This window comes from Bacillus sp. (in: firmicutes), from assembly GCF_031983925.1.
GTDB classification, from domain to species: Bacteria; Bacillota; Bacilli; order Bacillales; family Bacillaceae_G; genus Bacillus_A; species Bacillus_A pacificus.
This window is the reverse complement of the sequence record NZ_DALYZR010000003.1, coordinates 444455-463667: the sequence shown is the minus strand read 5'-3', so window position 1 is coordinate 463667 and position 19213 is coordinate 444455. Positions and strand designations below refer to the sequence as shown.

Sequence of the window (19213 nt, the reverse complement as noted above, 5' to 3'; positions counted from 1 at the left end):
CATATTATCTCGAATTCGAGATTTATTTTAAAATTTTTCTCACTGTAACTTTTTTAGTAATTGTAGTAATTGATGTTGTTCTTCTACATTTAAATTTTGAAACTGCTCCGCTTGGAATGTTTCTTGAGGCGGGATGATTTCTTCATATAAAGCTCTTCCCTTTTCTGTTAACGAAATATATTTTGTAGTACCTTCTTGTTCACGACGAATCCATTCGAGCTGCTCCATTTTATTTAAAAGCTGCGTAATATTTCCCTTCGTAACAAATAGCTTATTTCCAAGCTCTTGCTGCGTTAAACGGCCATGCCCTCCAACTTGAGCTAGTACATCAAACTGAGCGGCAGATACTTTCCATTCTTTCAAATGCTGATTCGTCTCACGAATACTTTTGTTATAAAAACGTGATAAACGAAACCATAGTAGTAAACCTAGTCTATCTTCTGTTTTCATTTCATCACCTCGCTCATTTCATACCATTAGTTTAGAACTAAACTTCATAAAAGTCAATTACTTATTTTTAGTAAGAAGCAAAGAAAGCACAGCGCTATTTCTCCACTATGCTTTACATTAACTTTCTATTTTTATATTCATCTAACTTCCTCTCCGCGAACTTTCTCGCATCTTTCTCAATCCATCTATCTTCGTACAATTCACTTCCAACATACAATACTTCGCTCTTATGCTGCATTGCATGACGAAATTCATGCAGTAGTGTTTTAAGGACTTGCTCATACTCTTCCCACATACAAACAAAAATTAATTGTTTTTCTTTATGATAAAAACCACCTACTGGGAATAAAAATTCCTCTTCTTCTTCTCCTAGTGATAAAAGGACATGATTCACATCACACGTATCACAAAAAATAACCGGTGTTTTACATACTTCAATCAGTGAAAATAAATCGTCTCTAAGCCTTTTGACATCCCAAGGAAGCTCCGAATCCAACACATACCAATTCTCCACCTGTTGATATACATTTTGAAACTGGAGTTCCATTTCTCTTTATTCCCCTTTCCAAGCACCCTTTTTCTATATGTATGCCACAATATGGTAAATATTAAACGTATTCTTTCATCCTTGAAAAAATACCAATAAAAAAGGAACCTATGTCGTCATAGATTCCTTTTCCGTAATCACTTTTTCATACATATCTTTTACTTTTATTTTTTTAATTTAGTTAGTCTTCGTATCCCACTTAAAGATTTTATTTAAAAATTTATATACATTCTTTGACTCTTTTGTCAGAAGTGGACCTAAGATAGATAGTATAAGCACGTATAGTGCTGAGAATGGCTTCAAGACTGACATTAAACCACCAGCGATACCGATATTGGCCATAATGATGGAGAATTCTCCTCTTGAAACGATTGTTAATCCAATATTTGTTGACGCTTTATGAGATAATCCAGCTTGTCGTCCTGCAATCATCCCCGCTATAAAGTTCCCGATGATTGTAAGAAGAACTGCACCTAACGTTAACCATATCGCTCCGCCCAATGAAAACGGATCAATGCTTAATCCGAAACTGAAGAAGAAAATAGCTCCGAAAAAGTCTCTAAATGGAACAACGAGATGTTCAATTCTGTCACTATGCTCTGTCTCAGAGAAAACTAATCCTAAAAGAAGTGCTCCAATTGCTTCGGCAACGTGAATTGTTTCCGAGAATCCTGCAATAAAGAATAATGAAGCAAATACTACAATAATGAAAATTTCATCCGAACTAATATTAAGCAATTTATTTAATAACGGCGTCGCCTTTCTAGCTACAATAAAGAATAGAAGCATATATCCTAAAGCAATTCCAATTGAAGTAAGGGCACCTAAGAATGAAGCGTGATCCCCTAGAACTAATCCAGAAACGACTGATAAATATACAGCAAGGAATATATCTTCGAACATGATAATTCCTAAAATTAATTCGGTCTCATTATTACCAGTTCTTCTTAAATCCACTAACACCTTTGCAACGATAGCGCTAGAAGAAATCGTAATAATCCCCGCAATAATTAAGATTTCTAGTAAAGGGAATCCCATGATAAATCCGTACAATAACCCAAGTGAAAAGTTAATTAAAATATAGATCGTTCCGCCAATCGCAATAGAACGTCCAGATTTAATTAGTTTTTTCATCGAAAACTCTAGTCCTAGATAGAACAGAAGAAACAGAACGCCAATCCGTCCAAGGAAGGAAATGACACTTGCACTTTCAATAAACTTGAAATCGATCACACCAATTGTCGGCGCATGTGGCCCCACTAACATCCCAAGAACAATTAAAAACGGAATAACTGAGAATTTAAACTTACCAGCAATTACTGCTGCAATTGCAACTAATACTAACGCTGTACCAACTTCAAAAATTAACGTATCCATCTAGTCAGTCCCCCTATTCGAAAGTAACTCATTAATAATTTTTTTAATTTCTTCTCTCTCACCTGAAACTACAAGCATATCGCCTTCCTCAATTACTGTTTCTGGTCCTGGATTAAATAGCTTTTTCATATTCTTTTTCATAACTGCAATAATCGTTACGCTATATGTTTTTCTTATTTCCAGATCGCCGATTGTTTTTCCGATTGCTGGCGCAGCATTCTCCACTTTAAACCACTCAATCGCCAAACCTTCAAAAACCATTTCAACATTTTCTAATGCTCTCGGCTTATATACCATTCCACCTAATATGGCTGCAATTTGTCTTGCCTCTGAGTCACGTAATGAAATACTTGAGATACTTTCTTCATGGTCTGAATCAAAATGATACATTTCTCTACGCCCGTCATCATGAATAACAATCACCATCTTCTCGTTACCTTTCGTAACGATTTGAAACTTATAACCAATACCCGGAAGTTCACTTTCTCTAATATTCATATTTAGCTCCTCCACAACAATTTTTATTTGAATTTTCTGTTTTTCTGCCTTTTATTCATCCAATCAACTTTAGAAACTCTAACCATTCAGGATACCTGTGATTTGGAAATCTTTTATTGTAATAATAAGTGGCTCCTAAAAAGATACTTAAAGATGTAATGATAAAAAATATATTACTTCTCATTTTCAAACTCTTAAGGCTTACTTTCAATAAAGTTTCTTCTTTCAAATTATCCCCTCTTTCTCGCTTTACATTTAGTTTTTTAAAATGGAAACAATTCTAAAAATATTACGATGTAACATAATCATAACATAAAATAACTTTAAGTAACATAATTTTTAGAAAAATTGATTCTCGTATATTTTTTGCATATAATTTTCTTATTACGGAAAAAAGGAAGTGTATTATATGGTTGATATCTTTAGCAGATTCCTTGAGGTAACGAATAATATTTTATGGTCATATATTCTTATTGCAATGCTAATCGGCTTCGGTCTTTATTTTTCTTTTAAATTAAAATTTGTCCAAATTACTCATTTCGGTGAGATGGTCGGTTTAATTAGTAAAGGATTTAATCGAAAAGAAAAAAAGAAAGATAGCATCTCTCCGTTCCAAGCATTTTGCTTAAGTGCAGCAGCACGTATCGGTATCGGAAATTTAGCTGGTGTAGCATTAGCTATTTCAATGGGTGGACCTGGTGCAGTGTTTTGGATGTGGTTTATCGCCATCCTTGGAGCAGCTACTAGTTTCGTAGAATGTACGCTCGCGCAAATTTATAAAGTAAAAGATGGAAGCAGATTCCGTGGTGGACCCGCATATTACATGGAAAAAGGATTAAACAAACGCTGGATGGGTGTTTGGTTCTCACTTCTTATTACAGTTGCATACGGATTAATTTTCAATTCTGTACAAGCAAATACAGTAACAATTGCATTTGAAAATGCTTTTGGACTAGAGCGAACGATCGTAGGAGCTCTATTAGCTTTATTAGTTGCAGTTATTATTTTCGGTGGCATTAAGAGCATTTCACGTATTACGGAAATGATTGTTCCTCCAATGGCAATCATTTATATTGGTGTGGCTATTTTTGTCGTGATTAACAACTTTACTATGTTACCAAGCATTTTTATGGAAATATTTAATGGTGCATTCGGTTTAGACCAAGCCATCGCTGGTGGTATTGGAGCAGCAATCAAGTACGGAATTCAGCGCGGTCTATTCGCAACAGAAGCAGGTATGGGTAGCTCCCCTAACGCAGCCGCAACATCAGATGTATCTCACCCTGTAAAACAAGGACTTGTTCAAGCATTAGGTGTTTTCGTAGACACATTCTTAGTATGTACATCAACAGCATTTATCGTATTATGTTCTGGACTTTACAAAGGTTCAAATTTAAAAGGTATCGAATTAACACAAAATGCATTAAGTTCACAAATCGGACCGTGGGCAAGCACTTTCTTAGCGATTATTATTTTCCTATTCGCTTTCAGTTCGCTTCTAGGAAACTACTATTATGGTGAAACAAATATCGCATTCATTAAAGAAAGCAAAACATGGTTAATGATTTATCGCGTGGCAGTTGTCGGAATGGTATTCTTCGGATCAATCGCTGCCCTTCAAACAGTTTGGAGCTTAGCTGATTTATTCATGGGACTAATGGTATTCACAAACTTAATTGCCATCTCATTCCTAAGCAAATTCGCCTACGCAGCATTAGTAGACTATATTAAGCAAAAGAAACAAGGAAAAGATCCTGTTTTCGTTGCAAGTTCTATCCCTGGCTTACAAAATACAGAGTGCTGGGATGGACAGGATATAGAAGAAAAACAGAAGGCTGTGTAATAATTAAAAGCGGAGGCGGCTCGTCCAGAATCGCAGGCTATTTGGAGCTCTCGACCTTGAAGCGCTTTTTGCTTCGAGCGAGAGAGCGAAATGCCCGGAGATTCTAGCCGCTGGAGCTGGATATCACTAAAAGTGAAAGCAGCTCGTTTAGAACAACAGCTATATATCAAACAAAATCCCTATTACTTCAACGTAATAGGGATTTTTATTTACAACAGTTCATAATTTGTTCAAATTAATTCCAGCAAAAGGGTTGATTTATACGAATTACTAGATTATAATAATTATAAATTAGTAATTGATATCACATAACAACTCAAAAGGAGATTGATCATAATGAACAAACAAGTAATCGAAGTATTAAACAAACAAGTAGCAGACTGGAGCGTTTTATTCACAAAATTACACAACTTCCATTGGTACGTAAAAGGACCTCAATTCTTCACATTACATGAGAAATTCGAAGAACTTTACACAGAATCAGCTACTCACATCGATGAAATTGCAGAACGTATTTTAGCAATTGGCGGCAAACCAGTAGCAACAATGAAAGAATACTTAGAAATATCTTCTATTCAAGAAGCAGCATACGGAGAAACTGCAGAAGGGATGGTCGAAGCAATCATGAAAGACTACGAAATGATGCTAGTCGAACTGAAAAAAGGCATGGAAATCGCTCAAGACTCTGATGACGAAATGACATCTGACCTACTACTAGGCATCTACACAGAACTAGAAAAACACGCTTGGATGCTACGTGCGTTCTTGAATCAGTAATACTTAAAAGCGGAAGCGGCTCGTTCAGAGTCGCTTTTTTCTATGGAATGGTCGCGCGTATCAGTACATGAAATTTATATCAACGATTTTCCCTATATATCGACGATTCGACATAGGATATCGACTTACCGACAAATCACGACAAGATCTGCGTCCCTCTCCCCTACTTTCATCAATATATTACAATCTCTTTTATGTTAAAATATAGTAACATAGATTCAAAAAAAGCTTTTCCATATTCATCATTTACTACTTAAATGGCGGGAGTGGTTCAGTTGAAAGACTACTTAATTAGAGCATTTTTTGCGTTAATAACAGTTGGGATTGTCTTACTTATAGCTAATATTTTCAACATACGTATCGAGGTGAAAGACTACGCTTTCCTCGTTGTAGTAGCAATTGGTGGCGGCTGGGGTGGCTGGTACTTGTATAAAAAACAAAGTAATCAAAATGATAAAGGCATTCCAAAGTAATACGGAATGCCTTTTTTTATTTCCGCCTATAATAAATAATGAAGTTCAAACCGCTAATACAAACTATCCCAATAAACATATCAAACGACAACGAATCTCCACCTAAATTATACTCATCAACAATAAACCCAGACATAAACAACGTGATCGCCGAAACACCGATACACAATATCGAAATAAACCAAAGAGAAAATTCATTAATTCGCTCTTTCTTCTGTATTGAAACAATTAACATAACAAGAATAGATGCTGCTAAAATACATTTAAAAACCGGCCTTAAAAACACGAATTCTTCCATCTATTTCTCCTTTTTCAAAAACATTACATCTCAACGTTAACATATTTAACCAAATTAAAAACACATGCCTTTTGAAGATAAAGTGACATGTGTTTCCAAAACTCTCTATAAAATTGTATTATGATAACTGCTTCCACTTCGTTCCTAAAACAGGACGCTCGTAATTTTGTATTTCATGAATTAATTTATCGGCTGTCTCAGCTGAAACGATTAACTCTTTATTTGACGGATTCATAAACCCTTCTTCCGCTGCGCGTTCAACCATTTGCAAAATTGGTCCATAAAAATCTTTTATGTTCAATAAACCAACTGGCTTATTATGTATACCAATTTGTGACCAACATACTACTTCAAATAGCTCTTCAAACGTTCCGTATCCCCCCGGCAGTGCGATGAAAGCATCCGAAAGCTCTGCCATTTTCGCTTTACGTTCATGCATCGTTTCTACTTCAATTAATTCTGTTAACCCTGTATGAACGATTTCTCCTCGGAATAGACCGCGCGGCATAACACCTGTTACACGCCCGCCTAAACGAAGTACTTCATTTGCTACTTCTCCCATTAATCCAACGCAAGAACCACCGTATACAAGCTCATAATCGTTCTCAACAAACATTTTCCCTAACGCTATTGCCTGCTCTTTAAATTCTGGTCTCTCCCCTAAGTTGGAACCTGCAAACACACAAATCTTTCTCATCCTTACACCCCGAAACTATATATTGTTATGATACAATGAACATTGTACAACATATTGAGGGGATGAGAAAGAAATGGATATCGTTGCATTTCAAAGATGGGTTGAGGAATTTTACGAAAAACGAAGCTGGTCACAGTATAATGCCTTTATTCGCTTAAATTTCTTAACAGAGGAAGTTGGGGAAGTTTCACGCGTTGTTCGCGCAATCGAAATCGGTCGCGATCGTCCTGATGAAGACGCTAAGACAGAAGAAGAGCTAAAACAAGAACTAAAAGAAGAACTTGGTGATGTACTATCTAATCTTATTATTCTTTCACAAAAATATGATTTAGATTTGCAAGACATTATGGACGCACACGTCACAAAGCTTTCGAAAAGGTTTGAAACATCCAAATGAGAATATTATCAATTGTGATATAATATTCTTGTCACAATACTAAGGGGGATTTTATGTTATCAAAAAAATTGCACGATGCATTAAATGATCAAATGAATTTTGAATTTTACTCTGCCCACGCTTATATGGCAATGGCTGCTTACTGTACAGCCGAAAGCTATGATGGATTCGCTAACTTTTTCCTTGTACAAGCTGAAGAAGAACGTTTCCATGCGATGAAGCTTTACAACTATATTAATGACCGCGGTGAGCGCGCTATTATTACTGGATTTGATAATCCGAATAACGAATATGAATCTGTACTGAACGCTTTTGAAGTAGCACTTGAGCACGAGCGTGAAGTAACGAAACGTATTTACAACCTATCTGATATCGCCTGGGATGAGCGTGAACACGCAACAATTACATTCTTAAAATGGTTCGTCGATGAGCAAGTAGAAGAAGAAGCTTCATTCGATAGCATCATCCAAAAATTAAAACGTATTACAAGCGATTCAAACGCATTATTTATGTTAGATGCTGAATTAGAGAAACGTACATTTACGCCTCCAGCTGAGTAGTATTTCAATCACCTTAATGAATGGATTAAGGTGATTTTTTTATTTCTTCTCTCAGCTGAATAACCCTCGCCACATCTTTCTTATAAAACCTAGAAACCTTTTCAACAAAGTCACTATGAGTAAAAGTCCCATCGCCTTCTTCTACTATGCTCAAATATCCATGTATCAATTTCAAAAACGCTCTAGCATCTTCTCCAGTTAATTGATCAATGTTATCTATAATCTCATCAAACTCCTTTAAAATATCCTGTTCTTCCAACCTAATTCCCCTTCTCTGTATTATTTATCATACCAAAACAAAAAAAGTCGTTTATCCTCTAAGTGAGAGATAAACAACTTTTTTACTATTTATTAAAGCATAACCCCAACGATAACCGCTGATAATATACTTACTAACGTTGCACCGTATACAAGTTTTAATCCGAATGATGATACAACGTTTGCTTGTTTGCCATCGATACTCTTCGTTGCACCTGCGATAATTCCAATTGATGAAAAGTTCGCAAATGATACAAGGAAGATAGATAAAATACCTACTGTACGAGCTGATAAATCACCAGCTACTTTACCAAGGTCAAGCATTGCAACGAATTCGTTCGTTACTAATTTCGTTGCCATAATTTGTCCTGCTGTTAACATCTCTGATGTTGGGATACCCATTACGAATGCTAATGGTGAGAAAATGTATCCTAAAATGCTTTGGAATGTGATTCCGAAAATTGAATCGAACACACCATTAATTGCTGTAATTAATGCTACGAAACCGATTAACATCGCCGCTACTGTTACAGCGATAGAGAAACCAAGCATAATATATTCGCCTAACATTTCAAAGAATGTTTGCTTTTTATCTTCTTGTAATTCTAAAATGTCGTCTTCTTCTTTCACGTCATATGGATTAATAATATGAACGATAATGAATCCACTAAATAAGTTTAATACAAGTGCCGTTACTACATATTTTGGATCAATCATTTTCATATAAGAACCGACAATTGACATCGATACTGTAGACATGGAAGATGCACAAAGTGTGTATAAACGATTTTTCGGTAATTTGCTTAATTGATCTTTTACTGTAATGAATACTTCCCCTTGACCAACAATCGCAGCTGCTACTGCATTATATGATTCTAGTTTTCCTAAACCGTTCACTTTACTTAATAGGAAACCGACTGCACGAATGATAATCGGTAAAATTTTAATATGTTGTAAGATCCCAATTAATACTGCTAAGAAAATAATTGGTAATAATACTGTTAAGAAGAATGGTGCTTGTCCATCATTTGCTAGACCACCAAATACGAAATTAACCCCTGCCTCCGCAAATTTTAAAATAGCGCCAAATCCATCTGCAATCCCTTTTACTAATACAAATCCGACCTTTGTATTTAGTAAGAAATATGCAAGTACCAATTGAATGACAAGCATAAGTGCAATTGGTTTATATTTAATTTTCTTACGATCTGAACTGATAAGGAAACCTAGTACAAATACTACAAGTAAACCGACTAGAAACATTACTATTTTCATATGTGAATCCTCCACTTCTCCCACGAGTTATCGGTCGTATAACGAATGACGTCTGACCATTGATGTTAAAAAAATTTAAAACCCCTAAATACTATTCAACTATTATCTAAAATCAGTAAGCGTTTACATAAATTGCAATTTATAAAAGGTAGCTTCTTCTCTCCTACCATACTTGAAAGTCTGAAATTGATACCACCTACAAATCAAATTGTAAGCGTTATCTAACTGAAATGCAATATAAATTTTAAAAGATTTTTATATGTTAATATATTCCTAATTAATTGGTTTTTCTATGCAAATTTACCATAAAAAAATGGCCCTAGCTATGAGCTAGGACCATCTTTTTTATAACATAACACCAACGATAATCGCTGATAGAATACTTACTAATGTTGCACCGTACACAAGGCGTAAACCGAATGATGATACAACATTTGATTGATTTTCATCGATACCTTTCGTTGCACCTGCGATAATTCCGATTGATGAGAAGTTCGCAAATGATACAAGGAATACAGAAAGAATTCCAACTGTACGAGCTGATAAGTCACCCGCTACTTTTCCAAGATCAAGCATCGCAACAAACTCGTTTGATACTAATTTCGTTGCCATAATTTGTCCCGCTGTTACCATCTCTGCTTGCGGGATACCCATTACGAATGCTAATGGCGAGAAAATGTATCCTAAAATAGCTTGGAATGTAATACCGAAAACTGAATCAAACAAGCTATTGATTGCTGTAATTAATGCTACGAAACCAAGTAACATCGCTGCTACTGTAATCGCGATTGTGAAACCAAGCATAATATATTCACTTAACATTTCAAAGAATGACTGTTTTTTCTTATTTTCTAATTTCAGTGTATCTTCTTCTTCTGTAATATCGTACGGGTTAATAATATGAATAATAATGAAACCACTAAATAAATTTAATACAAGTGCTGTCACTACATATTTTGGTTCGATCATTTTCATGTAAGAACCGACGATTGACATCGATACTGTTGACATAGAAGATGCACATAATGTATATAAACGGTGTTTTGGGATTTTACTTAATTGATCTTTTACTGTAATAAATACTTCTGCTTGCCCAACAATAGCAGCTGCTACTGCGTTATATGATTCTAGTTTTCCTAAACCATTTACTTTACTTAACAAAGTACCAATAGCACGAATAAATATCGGTAAAATTTTAAAGTGCTGCAGAATTCCAATTAAAACGGCAAAGAATACGATTGGCAATAACGCTGTTAAGAAGAATGAAACCTCTCCTTTATTAACAAGACCACCAAATACGAAAACGATTCCAGCTTCCGCATATCCAAGAAGTGCGCCAAATCCATCTGAAATTCCTTTTACTAAAATATAACCAATTTGCGTATTTAATAAGAAATAAGATAATGCTAGCTGAATAATAAGCATAATTGCGATTGGTTTATACTTAATCTTCTTTCGATCGGAGCTTATAAGAAAACCGAGTACAAATACAACGAGTAATCCTACAAGAAACATAACAAACTTCATTAATAAAATCCTCCATTTAACTCTTCATTAACGTTGAACGTCTGACCACTAAAAACAAGAAATAATCCGAACTTTCCATTTCTCCTCCAAAATCTTCAATCGGATAAGAAAAATCATAAAACCTCTTGTTTCAAAGGCATTTTCCATTCTAACATAAATCACAACTCATATCCGCACTTTTCTTTAAAAAATTACATTTTATTAAGAAACATTCATTAATGTTCGTCTTTTACTTCTTACAAAGATTTAGATAAAATAAAAAAATGGGCATCAAGTTTCACTTGATACCCATTTCCTTATACCGCTTTTTCTTTATCTGCTACTTGCTCTTCCCAGCACTCTGTATTTTTCAGGCCTGGAATTGAATTCGCATAGAAGACTGGATCTTTTCCTTGTTTCTTTTGCTTTACATAATCTGATAATGCTGCAAAAGCATACTTAGAAAGGAATACGATTGCAACTAAGTTAATAACAGCCATAATACCCATGAATAGATCAGCTACATCCCAAACGATTTGAATTGTTGCTACAGACCCTAACATAACCATACCAAGTACAGCAATGCGGTACGCTGTTAATAACACTTTACTTCCATTTAAGAATTCAATATTCGTTTCACCATAGTAGTAGTTACCTACTAATGAACTAAATGCAAACAAGAAGATTGCAACTGCTACAAATATAGATGCCCACGGTCCGATATGTTGACTTAATGCTTGTTGCGTTAATTGAATACCATTTAAATCAGCTGCATTATGCACATCTGATAAAAGAATGATAAATGCTGTACAACTACAAATTAATAATGTATCTGTAAATACCCCTAAAGTTTGAATGAAACCTTGTTTAACTGGGTGCGTTACGTTTGCAGTCGCTGCTGCGTTCGGCGCACTACCCATACCTGCTTCATTTGAGAATAATCCGCGTTTTACCCCTAATAAAATCGCAGCACCTAATCCTCCACCTACTACTTCTTTAATTCCGAAAGCATGTAAGAAAATTTCTTTAAATACATACGGAATTGCCGTAATGTTTGTTACAACAACGAATAATGCTACTGCTACATAAATAATCGCCATTACTGGAACAATCATTTCAACCGCGCGTGCAATTCGCTTTACTCCGCCAAAAATAATAACTGCAAGTAAACCAGCCATTACAAGACCTACTAATCTACTATCTGTTTTGAATGCCCCATCAAAAGCAGCTGCTACAGTATTAGATTGTACAGCGTTAAAAATTAATCCGAAACTTACTGTTATTAATACAGAAAAGATAGCTCCAAGCCAGCGCTTATTTAAACCCTTTTCCATATAATACGCTGGACCACCACGGAACGTATTCCCATCTTTCACTTTATAAATTTGCGCTAATGTGCTCTCTACAAATGCAGAAGCACCCCCAATTACCGCGATTAACCACATCCAAAATACTGCTCCTGGTCCACCTGCTGAAATTGCAATAGCTACTCCGGCTAAGTTACCAGTACCTACACGAGAAGCTGTACTCATACAAAAAGCCTGGAATGATGATACACCACTCTTCTCTTTTTGTGCTTTCCTCGTTTTCGAACTCGCCCCATCCCCAAGCAATCGAATCATTTCACCGAAGTAACGAACTTGGACAAATTTCACACGGAATGAAAAGTAAAGTCCTAACCCAATTAACATCGCAATAATGATATATGACCAAAGGACATTATTTATATCCCCAATTACCTTAGCTAAAAAATCCATAATTGCATTGCCCCCTCTTCCTAACAATAAGAAAATTATATTCTAAAAACTCTTAGTAATCAAGAACTTTATGTTAGGTTTTCTGACATCTGTACGTTAACGCAATTAACATTCATGATTTTTTTACGTAAAACTATAACCAATACGCGCATTTATCCAATACTAAATCACTCGCCCTATGCGACCAGTCATACCTTTAAGACAGTACGTTCCCTACAAATAACATGAAAAATGAACAACCAAAAATTATATTAATCATTACCTCTTACTCTTTTCATCATTTACTACAATAAAAAACGAGCACCGAATTCATCTCGATGCTCGCCTTTTCATTATACTGCTTTTTCTTTATCCGTTACCGCTGACTTATCCCAACACTCTGTGTTCGTTAAACCAGGAATAGAATCTGCACGGAAGACTGGATCTTTTCCTTGTTTCTTTTGCCTTACATAGTCTGCCAATGCAGCATACGCAAATCGTCCAAGAAGTGTAATCGCAATTAAGTTCGTGATTACCATTAGTCCCATAAATAAGTCCGCCATATTCCATACAACTTGAAGCGTCGCAACAGAACCGAATAATACCATTCCCACTACCGCAATACGGTAAATTGTTAACCAAGTTTTACTTTGTTTAATGAATTCAATATTCGTTTCACCATAATAGTAGTTTCCTAAAAGTGAACTAAACGCAAATAAGAAAATAATAATCGCTAAGAAGCTACTTGCCCATGGGCCAATTTGTGAACTTAATGCATTTTGTGTTAGTTCAATACCTTCTAAATTCGTTGCTTTATATGCACCAGAACATAGTACGATAAATGCTGTTGATGTACATACTAAAAATGTATCTACTAATACTCCAATCGTTTGAATAAAACCTTGTTTCGCTGGATGCGTTACATCAGCTGTTGCTGCCGCATTCGGCGCACTACCCATACCTGCTTCGTTCGCAAATAATCCGCGCTGAATACCATATTTCATCGCAGCACCAATACCGCCACCTACAGCTGAATCTAAACCGAATGCACCTTTAAAGATTTCCGTAAACACATCTGGTATTAAATAGAAGTTTTTAATGACAACGAAAATCGCTACTGCAATATAAATAAGCGCCATTGGCGGAACAATCATTTCCGACATACGTGCAATACTTTTTACACCACCAAAAATAATAACCGCAACTAATGCAGCTAATACAACCCCAACAATATAACGCTCAATACCAAAAGCATTTTTAAATGCTAATGTTACTGTATTTGCTTGTACTGAGTTAAAAATTAAACCGTAACTAATTGTAATAAGGATAGAGAACCAAATTCCCATCCAACGTTTATTTAAACCTTTTTCCATATAATAAGCAGGGCCACCACGGAAGCCACTGCCATCTTTTGTTTTATAAATTTGGGCAAGCGTACTTTCTACGAAACTTGAAGACGCCCCAATAATCGCAATCACCCACATCCAAAATACTGCTCCAGGTCCTCCCATAGAAATCGCTAACGCTACACCAGCTAAGTTACCAATACCAATACGGGCTGCTGAACTCATACAAAATGCTTGGAAAGAAGATACACTACCTTTTTTACGCGTCTTTCCAGTTAACCCATCACTCATTAAACGAATCATTTCCCCTAAATGAGTAATTTGTACGAATTTCAATTTAATAGAAAAATAAATCCCTAAACCAATTAACATTGCTATAAGAATATATGACCAAAGAATTGTATTTGTTGATGAAACGAATTGTTCCAAAATATTCATACAATTAACCCCTCCTTTTCTCCATAAAACGAATTATATTTAAAAAACATTCAAAAATCAACATTTTTCGACAATTTGCAATTTCCAAATATTAGACAGTCTTGCAGTAAAAATATCTCTATGACTGTTCTCCCTCTAACTGTGCATACTAAAACAAAAAATAATTCACAAACAACCCTATTGACAAAAATAACACCCTGTAACTATAATGATTACATCAGGTTGTAACAAACCTAATTACAACAAATTCATTTACTTTCAGATATACACTTTAACAAAACACTTTGGAGGGATTTATTATGAAAATCGGAATTATCGGAGCAACTGGTAAAGCAGGAAGTCGCATTTTAAAAGAAGCATTAGATCGCGGACATGAAGTAACTGCAATCGTAAGAAACGCTGCAAAAATTACAGAAGAAAATGTAAAAGTTTTAGAGAAAGATGTATTCTCTCTTACATCTAACGACCTACAAGCATTCGATGTAGTTGTAAATGCATTCGGTGCTCCAGCAGGCGAAGAACACCTTCACGTAGATGCAGGAAATGTACTAATTGAAGCTATGAAAGGTACACCTAACACAAAATTACTTGTAGTTGGCGGCGCTGGAAGCTTATTTGTAGACGAAGAGAAAACAACACGTGTATTTGATACACCAGGTTTCCCGAAAGAATACCTTGCAACTGCTCAAAACCAAGGTAAAAACTTAGAAATTTTACAACAAACAAATGACATCACTTGGACATTCATCAGCCCTTCTGCACTATTTGCATTAGGAAAACGCACAGGCTCTTATACAGCTGGTAAAGACAACCTTCTTGTTAACGCAAAAGGTGATAGCTACGTAAGTTACGAAGACTTCGCAGTCGCAGCACTTGATGAAATCGAAAATCCAAAACACGTAAACGAACGCTTCACAGTTGTTTCTGAGGCTGAATAATAAAGAAAAGCTCGTAAAACATAATGTTTTACGAGCTTTTTTATTATCTCACTTGTTCTAAACCATTTGGAGTAATCTTAAAGGAAATCTCTTTAAATTTCTTCGCGTCCCCTTTTCCAAGTAACTCACCAGTTTTATACCAACTTAAACGATCAGATTCTGCATGATACACTTTTATCGTATCTCCATACTGGAATGGTGTACCGTTTACTTGTTCTGCAAAATTCTTTGAAGTTTCTTGCCCTTCTGCTGTTACATGTTTTTTCTCGTTTCCATTTCCATCGTAAATCGTAAGACCTATATATTGTTCATTTACAAAACGATAATGAATCGTATCATTTGTAAATGTTGCATGTAATTTCTTTTCATCATGATTTAGTGTAACAATCGAACGCGTTACATTGGACACACCTTGATATACTATACTATCTCCATATGTAACTTCTACAGGAACTTCTGTCACTTGCCTATTTCCAAAACGATCCTTTGTCTCTACTTTTACTTTTTGTGCACCGATTTTTGTTGTATTTGGTTTCTCTACAAAGCCAATTACTTCTCCATCTTTCACTTCAACAAAGTTTTTTGCATCTAATATTTCACTGTTTGTTCCAATTACTACTTTTTGCGGCAATGCTTTTACTTCTTGCAACATGTCCATTCTCTCAAAACCTTTTTCTGTTACTTTGAAGAATAGTTCTTTTGTTCCTTTTTTCTCACCTTGACCAGTAAGATTATTATTTTGATACCATTTCAAGCGATTTGGTTCTGCATGAAATACTTTCACTACATCTCCATACTCGAACTGCATACCATTTACTTGCTCTGCAAAGTTCTTTGAAGTTTCTTGTCCTTCTGCTGTTACATGTTTTTTCTCTTTTCCTTCTCTATCATATAAAGTAATTCCCATGTAGCGCTCTTTATTAAAATACTGATGAATTTGTCTATTCATATCAGTCGCATGGAATTGTTTCTTTTCATGCTTTAACGTTACAACTGAAGCAATTTTATTGTCGAATCCTACATATGCGATACTATCTCCATATGTTACTTCTAACGGTACTTCTGTCACTTGCTTATTCCCGAAACGATCTTTCGTTTCTACTTTTACTTTTTGTTCTCCGACTTTTGATGTAGTTGGTTTCTCTACAAAGTCAATTACTTCACCGTCTTTTACTTCAACAAAATTTTTGGCATTTAATTTTTCAGTATCTGCCCCGACTACTACCGTTTGTGGTAATGCTGTTACTTCGTGCAAACTACTTTTTAATTCAAACCCTTGTGGAGTGATTTTGAAGAACTTTTCTTTTTTATTCCTATTTTCTGCTAGATTTACTAACTTGTCATTTTGATACCAACTAAAACGCTCTGGTTCCGCATGAAATACTTTCACAATGTCTCCATATTGAAATTCAATCTCTTTCAATTGCTCAGCAATTTTTTTTGAACTTTCTTGCCCCTCTACAGAAATATTTTTCTTTTCATTACCTTCTTTATCGTATACTGTAATCTCTACATATTTTTCGTTTTTAAATCGATGATGGAGTGCATTAACACTGAAATCAACATCAATTTTCTTTTCATTATGAAGAAGTGTTATAACAGAACTCACTTCATCACCAAAACCTTTAACTACCATAGCATCCCCATAACGAGAATTGACTGGAACAGTTATTAAATTCTTATTCCCTTTATTATCTACAATTTCTACTAATACTTTCTGTTTTCCATTCTCTAATTTAGGCCATATAATCTTACCTGTTACTTTTACATCCTCACCTAAATTTTGAACGAGTTTACTTGCTTCTTTCTCATCAAACTCTGTACCCACTACAAGGTTTTGCACCTCACTTGACGGTTCACCGTATGGAATTGCGTACGCTTCAACTTGCTTTTCACGAATATCATTACTATCGGTAGCTTTCCATATTTCTTTTTCTAACTTAGGTAAATTTAATTTTTCTATTTTCTCTCTAGTATCATCATTTGCACTTAATCCCCATTTTTCAAAGAAAGGAACTAAATTTTGTCCTGCCACTTTTGACGTCATGTAAATAAACATCTGCTTTTTCTCTTCATCAGATTTAGGCAGTTCTGTATTATGTAACAAACGATACATTTGGTGCAATTTCGGATAGAATTGATCTCCATAAGCTAAATGCAATTGCCAAAACATAACTAATTTCTCAAATTCATTCATTTTCTCTTGCGCGTCTGTTTGACCTAAATAAGCAAAAGCTGCCTTGTAGCGCTCTTCTTCTTCCAGCCTTGTTTGATGACCAAACTTAGTTTGAACTGCTAAAGAGTAAATATTAACGGTTACCTCTCCCAGGTCTTCCCACTCCCAAGGTGCCTGCTGATGTAAATGCCCAACTTCATGCCAAGGCCCCCATCCATCAGTTTTTAACTCTTTACTGTCTAATACATACTTCATCGCATTCTTAACATAAGAAGTGCGGTAATAGTATGCATTCATCCAATCGCCCTCTTCTGGATATCTATTTTCAACAAATTGAACATAGTGTTTTGGCGCTTTCGCCACTCCTACACTCTCTTCAGATAATCCCGAAATCTTATTTTCTATGCGAATGATTTGATCATGCAGCTTCAATAATTCTGTTGGATCTGTATTTTTCATATAATCTTGTACAGCGTCATAGCTTGATGTGATTAGGCTTCTTTCTCCTCTTAATTCCACTGCATATGGATTCTCATACTTTTTCAGCATTTCATCCCAATCTTTTTTCGTATGCTTTCCTAATATGAATAATGGAAAATGACTTCCACCCTTAGTAACTTCAGCTGTGATATCACCTTGATTGTTCGGGTTATAGAAATACAGTATCCCGCCCACTGGAGATGATATTACATTTTCACCAGGTGTTAAATCAAATTCCTTAGGGTCTTCTTCATCATACGCATGTGTTCCTATAAAAGCTTTAATAGACTTATCACCTTTTATTTTAATTTTCATTTCTTCATTTGGCTTTGCATAAATCCCAGTTGGTTCATTTGCCGCTAGTTCCCAGTCCACCTTTAAACGATCTCGTTCCTCAGTGACATCACCTTTTCCAGGCACATAAAACGTCCTCTGCTCCAAACGACTCTCTTTGCTCTCTTCCAACTTTCCACCTTTAACCTCTTCCAAAGGCGCCGCATATCCTTTTGATGCTTCAAAAGCTACTGGTGATAATAATGTAGATATGCATATACCAGCTACTAATACCCTACTCTTTTTCTTCTTCGACATAATCTGTGTCCCCTGTTCCTTTATTTAGAAAAACCATCCTATATATTTATTTAATGAAAAATCCTATTATTTTTATAAAAATATGTAATAAATAAACGAACACCTCGCGCACCTGTATCTATTACTACCGCATTTCCCTCCATGTATTCGCTTTCTTACATTGTAAAATTTTTATGTAATATGTCCTCCTCACTTCTCTCTATTTGTGATGAGTTCTCTTCGTACATAAAAAGAGAATAGTAAAAGATATCATTTAGTATTGTCATCTATACATGTAAAGTTATAAATAGCAATAAAGTCTTACATTTTCTTCATATATGACCATCTATAGGTAGTTTTTCCAACTGAATTTTACACGCTTTACACTTTGTTTGATAGCCTTTTCAATTAGAATAATGTTACAATTTTGTGAATTTAATCTATTAATCTTAACGTTTGGATTTTATTATATTTCGTTATTTTTAAATAGCTTTTATAACATAAAAAAAGTGCTTTGTTTAGTTAATAATTATTTTAATATAATTTTATATTTCATATATAAAAAGCATTGGT

General features: G+C 35.1%; 18 protein-coding genes. 6 read left to right on the top strand and 12 right to left on the bottom strand.

Annotated elements, in window-relative coordinates:
• Positions 1–39: 39 nt before the first annotated feature.
• The 4 genes from RTP99_RS13855 to RTP99_RS13840 all read right to left on the bottom strand — a co-directional run bounded on the left by RTP99_RS13855 (position 40) and on the right by RTP99_RS13840 (position 2872).
• Complete coding sequence (locus RTP99_RS13855; protein WP_000845455.1) at positions 40–450, bottom strand: MarR family winged helix-turn-helix transcriptional regulator; 411 nt, start codon at positions 448–450, stop codon at positions 40–42.
• A gap of 112 nt (positions 451–562) precedes the next feature.
• Entirely contained in the window at positions 563–997 is a 435-nt protein-coding gene (locus RTP99_RS13850) for a DUF3920 family protein (RefSeq protein WP_000422828.1), read from the bottom strand.
• A 177-nt stretch (positions 998–1174) separates the two neighbouring features.
• Positions 1175–2374 (bottom strand): cation:proton antiporter, encoded by a 1200-nt coding sequence (locus tag RTP99_RS13845; RefSeq protein ID WP_000380215.1) that lies wholly within the window; start codon positions 2372–2374, stop codon positions 1175–1177.
• Entirely contained in the window at positions 2375–2872 is a 498-nt protein-coding gene (locus RTP99_RS13840; RefSeq protein ID WP_001026069.1) for a cation:proton antiporter regulatory subunit, read from the bottom strand.
• A gap of 409 nt (positions 2873–3281) precedes the next feature.
• Here RTP99_RS13840 and RTP99_RS13835 point away from each other — a divergent pair, with 409 nt between their 5' ends.
• From RTP99_RS13835 to RTP99_RS13825, 3 genes are all read left to right on the top strand, one after another.
• Positions 3282–4715, top strand: coding sequence for an alanine/glycine:cation symporter family protein (locus tag RTP99_RS13835; RefSeq protein ID WP_000227573.1), 1434 nt, complete (start codon positions 3282–3284; stop codon positions 4713–4715).
• Positions 4716–5051: 336 nt separating this feature from the next.
• Positions 5052–5492: a Dps family protein gene (locus RTP99_RS13830; RefSeq protein WP_001041889.1), complete on the top strand. Its 441-nt coding sequence runs from the start codon at positions 5052–5054 to the stop codon at positions 5490–5492.
• Between the two features lie 275 nt (positions 5493–5767).
• On the top strand, positions 5768–5965 hold the full coding sequence (locus RTP99_RS13825; RefSeq protein ID WP_000656322.1) for a hypothetical protein: 198 nt from the start codon (positions 5768–5770) through the stop codon (positions 5963–5965).
• Between the two features lie 16 nt (positions 5966–5981).
• On the opposite strand, the gene RTP99_RS13820 is transcribed toward RTP99_RS13825, so the two are convergent.
• Together RTP99_RS13820 and RTP99_RS13815 are read right to left on the bottom strand one after the other, a co-directional pair.
• Positions 5982–6263, bottom strand: coding sequence for a hypothetical protein (locus RTP99_RS13820; protein ID WP_000390890.1), 282 nt, complete (start codon positions 6261–6263; stop codon positions 5982–5984).
• A 118-nt stretch (positions 6264–6381) separates the two neighbouring features.
• Entirely contained in the window at positions 6382–6960 is a 579-nt protein-coding gene (locus RTP99_RS13815) for an LOG family protein (protein WP_001225729.1), read from the bottom strand.
• Positions 6961–7033: 73 nt separating this feature from the next.
• Between RTP99_RS13815 and RTP99_RS13810 the strand changes: the two genes are divergently transcribed.
• Positions 7034–7357, top strand: a complete 324-nt coding sequence (locus RTP99_RS13810) for a MazG nucleotide pyrophosphohydrolase domain-containing protein (RefSeq protein WP_000355748.1) — start codon at positions 7034–7036, stop codon at positions 7355–7357.
• A 53-nt stretch (positions 7358–7410) separates the two neighbouring features.
• Positions 7411–7917: a ferritin gene (locus RTP99_RS13805; protein ID WP_000949392.1), complete on the top strand. Its 507-nt coding sequence runs from the start codon at positions 7411–7413 to the stop codon at positions 7915–7917.
• 25 nt (positions 7918–7942) lie between these two features.
• Here RTP99_RS13805 and RTP99_RS13800 read toward each other — a convergent pair whose 3' ends face one another.
• From RTP99_RS13800 to RTP99_RS13780, 5 genes are all read right to left on the bottom strand, one after another.
• A complete protein-coding gene (locus RTP99_RS13800; RefSeq protein ID WP_000392429.1) occupies positions 7943–8176 on the bottom strand; it encodes a hypothetical protein in 234 nt (77 codons plus the stop codon).
• 92 nt (positions 8177–8268) lie between these two features.
• Positions 8269–9450, bottom strand: coding sequence for a NupC/NupG family nucleoside CNT transporter (locus RTP99_RS13795; RefSeq protein ID WP_000706846.1), 1182 nt, complete (start codon positions 9448–9450; stop codon positions 8269–8271).
• Positions 9451–9795: 345 nt separating this feature from the next.
• Complete coding sequence (locus RTP99_RS13790; protein WP_000673860.1) at positions 9796–10977, bottom strand: NupC/NupG family nucleoside CNT transporter; 1182 nt, start codon at positions 10975–10977, stop codon at positions 9796–9798.
• 296 nt (positions 10978–11273) lie between these two features.
• Positions 11274–12713 carry an alanine/glycine:cation symporter family protein gene (locus RTP99_RS13785; RefSeq protein WP_000346387.1) on the bottom strand — a complete coding sequence of 480 codons (1440 nt, stop codon included), beginning with the start codon at positions 12711–12713 and terminating at the stop codon, positions 11274–11276.
• Between the two features lie 332 nt (positions 12714–13045).
• Entirely contained in the window at positions 13046–14476 is a 1431-nt protein-coding gene (locus tag RTP99_RS13780) for an alanine/glycine:cation symporter family protein (protein WP_001022937.1), read from the bottom strand.
• Between the two features lie 299 nt (positions 14477–14775).
• On the opposite strand from RTP99_RS13780, the gene RTP99_RS13775 reads away from it, so the two are divergent.
• Positions 14776–15414 (top strand): NAD(P)-dependent oxidoreductase, encoded by a 639-nt coding sequence (locus tag RTP99_RS13775; RefSeq protein WP_000689899.1) that lies wholly within the window; start codon positions 14776–14778, stop codon positions 15412–15414.
• Positions 15415–15457: 43 nt separating this feature from the next.
• On the opposite strand, the gene RTP99_RS13770 is transcribed toward RTP99_RS13775, so the two are convergent.
• Positions 15458–18661 (bottom strand): putative mucin/carbohydrate-binding domain-containing protein, encoded by a 3204-nt coding sequence (locus tag RTP99_RS13770; RefSeq protein ID WP_000038272.1) that lies wholly within the window; start codon positions 18659–18661, stop codon positions 15458–15460.
• Between the last annotated feature and the right edge of the window lie 552 nt (positions 18662–19213).